This is a genomic window from Clostridioides sp. ZZV15-6598 (genome assembly GCF_020657705.1).
GTDB lineage: Bacteria > Bacillota > Clostridia > Peptostreptococcales > Peptostreptococcaceae > Clostridioides > Clostridioides difficile_F.
On sequence record NZ_JAGWCS010000193.1, the window covers coordinates 1 to 5,451 of the forward strand.

Annotated in this window: 6 protein-coding genes; 2 read left to right on the top strand and 4 right to left on the bottom strand. The window is 27.0% G+C overall.

The window, feature by feature from the left end; genetic code table 11:
- The 4 genes from KGF50_RS20140 to KGF50_RS20155 all read right to left on the bottom strand — a co-directional run.
- Window positions 1–484: helix-turn-helix transcriptional regulator (locus tag KGF50_RS20140; RefSeq protein WP_227849708.1), on the bottom strand; the 484-nt coding region annotated here is incomplete at its 3' end.
- 40 nt (window positions 485–524) lie between these two features.
- A complete protein-coding gene (locus tag KGF50_RS20145) occupies window positions 525–1,373 on the bottom strand; it encodes a sialate O-acetylesterase (RefSeq protein WP_227849709.1) in 849 nt (282 codons plus the stop codon).
- 355 nt (window positions 1,374–1,728) lie between these two features.
- Window positions 1,729–2,232: a GNAT family N-acetyltransferase gene (locus KGF50_RS20150; protein WP_227849710.1), complete on the bottom strand. Its 504-nt coding sequence runs from the start codon at window positions 2,230–2,232 to the stop codon at window positions 1,729–1,731.
- A 223-nt stretch (window positions 2,233–2,455) separates the two neighbouring features.
- Complete coding sequence (locus tag KGF50_RS20155; protein ID WP_227849711.1) at window positions 2,456–2,737, bottom strand: hypothetical protein; 282 nt, start codon at window positions 2,735–2,737, stop codon at window positions 2,456–2,458.
- 383 nt (window positions 2,738–3,120) lie between these two features.
- On the opposite strand from KGF50_RS20155, the gene KGF50_RS20160 reads away from it, so the two are divergent.
- A complete protein-coding gene (locus tag KGF50_RS20160; RefSeq protein WP_227849712.1) occupies window positions 3,121–3,975 on the top strand; it encodes an AraC family transcriptional regulator in 855 nt (284 codons plus the stop codon).
- Between the two features lie 208 nt (window positions 3,976–4,183).
- Window positions 4,184–5,451, top strand: a 1,268-nt coding sequence (locus KGF50_RS20165; protein WP_227849713.1) for a recombinase family protein, incomplete at its 3' end; no start/stop codon positions are given.

The window sequence follows — 5,451 nt, forward strand, 5'->3', positions numbered from 1 at the left end:
CAATATTCACTATATGATGAGAACGAGAATTTTCTAACATTCTTTTAAAATAATCTAAATTTGTTTTATCATTTTCTATAGATTCATCTAATAAAGAAATTCTTACTTGAGTTTGCTTGATTTGTGTTTCTAATAATTCTATTAATTTTTCTTTTTTATACTCATTAGCAAATAACAATGCTGAGTAAAAAGATAAATTTACATAATCTGTCTTAGAACCATACTTACACATCAATTTTTCAAACTCTTGATTTCCTAGTTCAGTAATTATATAATTATGTGTTTCTCTGCTATTCTTGGATTGTTTGGTTTCAATTTTTTTAAGAAAATTTTTTTCTTCAAGTTGTTGAAGGTTATAGTAGAAAGAGCCTTTAGTAAAATTTACTATATACTTATAATGTTTCTTTTCCATTAATGCTAATAATTCATATCCATAAGAATTAGGATTTTGTTTTAATAATCCTAAAATTAACAATGGTATCAAAAAATCACCTCTTTCCTATATTTATTAATAAATATTTTCTCTAAATATTATTGAGTTTAATAAGTTGAGACTCAAACTCATCATATGATATCTTTCCTAATCCCAAATTCATACTGTTCATATATATCTTTTCCATCTTTGTATACTTCCTAGAATGGTTAGATTCTATAAATTTATTTTCGTTATCCAGTCTTTCTATTACATGATTCTTTTTAGAAAAGGCTTCAAAGTAACGTAATCCAAATTTTCTTTGAGAAACAGCATCAAGATGAATACCATCAGGATTAGATGTTAAACCTGATGCTGTAACAAAATAACAATTATCTTGTTCTAAAGCAAATTTTTGTAATTCTTGATTGATAAACTTATATTCAGTGCAATTTTTCCCAAAACCTACTTTTCCTAAGAAATCACCTAGACCACCAATAATAAAAGGTATATTTGGAATATCCAATTCTTTTCTAAGAGTATCAATGATAAAAAGTAACTTTTTATAATAAAATTTATAATTACCATTATTACTATCAGTTTCACCTTGATGCCATAAGATTCCTGTTAGGTCACTGCTTTGCATAGCAAATTTAGCTTCACTTATTGCATGTTTAAAAAGTACGCCTTCTATATTCCATTCATCTATGGAACTTCCCCCCTCAGCACAAGGAATCAATCCAATCATATCTTCTTGATTTTCACAACACCATGCATCTGCAAATGATGCAGCAAGGCTAATTCCAGAAACTGGGCGGTCATAATTAATGGGTTCTGTCATCATTTGCCATCTGCCATTACGTAACATCTGTATCCTCTCATTATAAATTGGAGTCACTTCGTTAATAAAACCTCTGCCAGCCATATTAGACTGACCTAACATCAAAAACGATTTAATCATTCTCATAATCCTTTCTTAATTTCTTATTATACTTATTTAATTGTTTATAACATTCTAATTAGATTGCATGTATCTATGTTAAGTCTAATTAGACTATAAGTCAACTCTATCATTAAAAATAAGTCTTCTCCTGTAAGCGTTCTTCCTAAGACTGTTTCAAGAGATGAATATATTCTCTAATACCTATCAGTAATAATTTGGAATTTATATGCTATCTGAAAATAGAAATAAAAGCTCCCTTAAAATATTGATAGATTTAGAAGTAAGCTTTTATTTTCAATAACTATATTCAATTCTTGATATTAACTCTTATGATAAAAATAATTTAAGGTACAGTTTATATAAAGTCTATATTTTATTTGAAAGTATGGATGTATCGTACATCATTAATTTTTTTATCCATAATCTCAATAGTATATACATCATTATTACAACAAAATCCATGTTTTTCATAAAATTTTCTTGCTCTTTGATTTTCTTCTAACACCCAAAGATAAATATTGCTGAATCCTGCCAATTTCATATCATTTATAGCACTTTGAAATATTTCATTACCAACACCTTTTCCAAAATATTGAGGAAGCAAATACAATGAAACTATCTCTCCCCAATCTTTTAAAGTATCCTCCCTTGAATTGCCATAAGCAATACAACCAATTGGTTTATTATTATCAAAAACCATTTTAGCTGTTATTTTATTGCTTTCAATTAAATCTTTAAAAGTTTCAACCCAAAAATCATCCTTTAAATTGTCCAAGTAATCTTGTGGTATAATTCCCTTATATGCTGTTTTCCAACTTTGAGCATAAATTTTGCTTATATCTTCTACATCATCTATTACAGCTTTTCTAATTTCCATCTTCTCCCCCTTAAATATAAAATCTTTATGATAGTTATTTTTTATCTTGTAATCTTTTATAGTGATAAATCTTTAAAGTTATGTAACTTAATTTAATAAGAGTATACCAGTTTTCTTTTATACAATAAATTAAATTTTAAAAATATTTATTATAAATTAAAGATTGAAGTTTTAATATTAAGTTTTTAAATATATTTGTCCTACTTTATTTCATAAAGAAGTGCTAATTACTAGCAACTCCCTTATTTAATTTCTGCACTTTTAATTGTCTATCTATAATTATTTTTTCTATTGCTTCATATATTCTATCATCTTTCTCTAGTTTTTCTGCTACTGTAAACTTTCTTCCTAGGATTGTTTCAGGAGATACTACATGGCATACAGTATTTCCATGTAGCACTGTCATGGATACTTTATAACCATTATCATCTGTTGGAACATCTACATCATCATCAAGGTATGTTATTGTAGTTGTTCCATCCAAATCTTTTTCTATCTTTGGCATGCAAATCCCCTCCTCTTTTATATTTTATGTCTATTAAAAATTGTCCTATTCTCAATTAATATTTATAAGTATTTAAGTAGTACAACTTATGAAAAATATCAATATATAACTAAAATATGCTATACAATTAAGTACTTAATTAGAGAGGTTATGTAACAAATTAAAATTATTATGCTCTAATAAAATTAAGTGTTAAACTATGATATACTAAATATAAAAAAGTTATATAATTAATAACTTTAATACTTAATATTTAATATTTAAATTAATTTTAAATATTAAATATTAAATCTATATTTTATTATGCTAGTCAATTTGTGCATAAAAAGAGAGGAAGAATTATTTGAAAATATGTATTATAAAAAGTATAAGGAGCTGATTTTATGGAATGGATTGAAAGATTAAACAAAGCAATTAACTATATTGAAGAAAACATAACAAAAGAAATTGAATATGAGCAACTAGCAAAAATAGCTTGTTGCTCTACATATCATTTTCAAAGAATGTTTGCTTATATGGCAGATGTACCTCTTTCTGAGTATATTCGACGCAGACGAATGTCTTTGGCTGCTGTAGAATTACAAAATGATAGCAAAAAAATAATTGATGTAGCTTTAAAATATGGATACTCTTCTCCAACAGCATTCAATCGTGCATTTAAAAGTATTCATGGTATTGCACCATCGATTATAAAAAAAGAAGAAACAATAAACTTGAAGGCCTTTCCTCCAATTAGCTTTAAAATTACTATTAAAGGAGCTGAAGAAATGAATTATAGAATTGAAAAGAAAGAAGCATTCCGTATTGTGGGTGTATCTCAACGCCTTCACACTGAGTTAGAAAAAAACTTTGAGATTGTTCCAAAAATGTGGCAACAATTTGCATTAGATGGAACTATTCAAAAACTACTACCTATGATGAATAGCCAACCAGAAGGTGTGTTAGGTGTAAGTGTGTGTAATGATTCAGAGGAGTGGAAATACTTTATCTCTGTTGCAAGCACAGAACCCACAGATGATAAGTTGGATGAATATACTATCTCACCTTTTACTTGGGCAATATTTTCTGGAGAAGGACAATGCCCACAAGCTATACAAGAACTAGAAAAACGTATTGTAACAGAATGGTTACCTACTTCTGGATATGAGTATGACAATGGTCCTGATATTGAACTTTACTTAAATCCAGACCCACAAAATTCTAAATTTGAAGTATGGATACCTGTTATAAAAAAATAGCCTAGAAATTTAATTTATATAGATATATAGAAATAGAAAGATAGAATTTATACAAAAATGAAGTTCTATTTATAATAATAAAGACTTGAATATATATGTGAAAATAAACATGTTAAAAAATAAAATCTATTTTTTACATGTTTATTTTTTATGTTTTAAATATAATCAGTTTGCTGCTGAATATAATATATTCAAGGAGTGTGATTTAATGAATGTTTCTATTTATTTACGAAAAAGTAGGGCTGATGAAGAAGCAGAACACAGAGGTGAGTTTGAAACCTTAAGTAGGCATAAAACAACTTTACTAAAACTAGCAAAAGAACAAAACTTAAATGTAATTGAGATTAAAGAAGAACTTATTTCTGGAGAAAGTATAGAATATAGACCTAAAATGTTGGAATTACTAGATGAAGTTAAGAATAATAATTATGATGCTGTTTTAGTAATGGATATTGACCGTTTAGGACGTGGAAATATGCAGGATCAAGGGTTGATATTGGATACATTTAAAAAATCAAAAACAAAAATTATTACTCCTAGAAAAACTTATGATTTAAATGATGAATTTGATGAAGAATATTCCGAATTTGAAGCTTTTATGGCTCGCAAGGAATTAAAGTTAATATCTAGGCGTATGCAAAGAGGAAAAATTAAAAGTATTGAAGAAGGTAAGTTCATTGCTCAGTCTCCTCCTTATGGATATGATATTAAATACTTAAACAACAAAGAAAGAATACTTGTAGTAGATAAATATAAAGCAAATGTTATTAAAATAATATTCGATATGTATCTAAAAGGAGTTGGAGCCTGTAAAATATCTAAGTATCTAAATGAACTTGGTTATAAAACCACAACAGGTAGAACTTGGTATGAGAAAGGTGTAAGAGATATTATAAAAAATAAAGTATATTGCGGATACATAGTATGGAATAAAGTTGAGAGAAAAAGAAATTCTAGTAGGACTAGAGGTCTTGAGGAACAAATAGAAGTAAAAGGAAAGCATGAACCAATAATAAGCGAAGAAATATGGAATAAAGCACAAGATATAAGAAAAAAACGTAGTAACTCCCCTACTCCAAACAGTAAAATAACCAATCCTCTAGCTGGAATTATAAAATGTGGATATTGTGGCTATACTTTAGTTGCAAAATCTAATACAACATCAAGTGGATATGAGAAATATATAGTTTGCACTAATTGTAAAAATAAATCTACCAAATTATACATATTAGAAAATAAAATTTTAGAGGTTTTAAGTAAATGGCTGACAGATTATAAATTATCTTTAAAAGAAGAAGAAGTTATTTATAAAGATAATTTTGAGGATAATTTAAAATGTACTTTAACAGGTTTAAAAAAAGAACTTGAGAACCTAGAAAAACAAAAGGGACGATTACATGATTTTTTAGAACAAGGAATATATAGTTCAGATATATTTATAGAACGTTCAAATATACTTATATCACGTATAGAAGA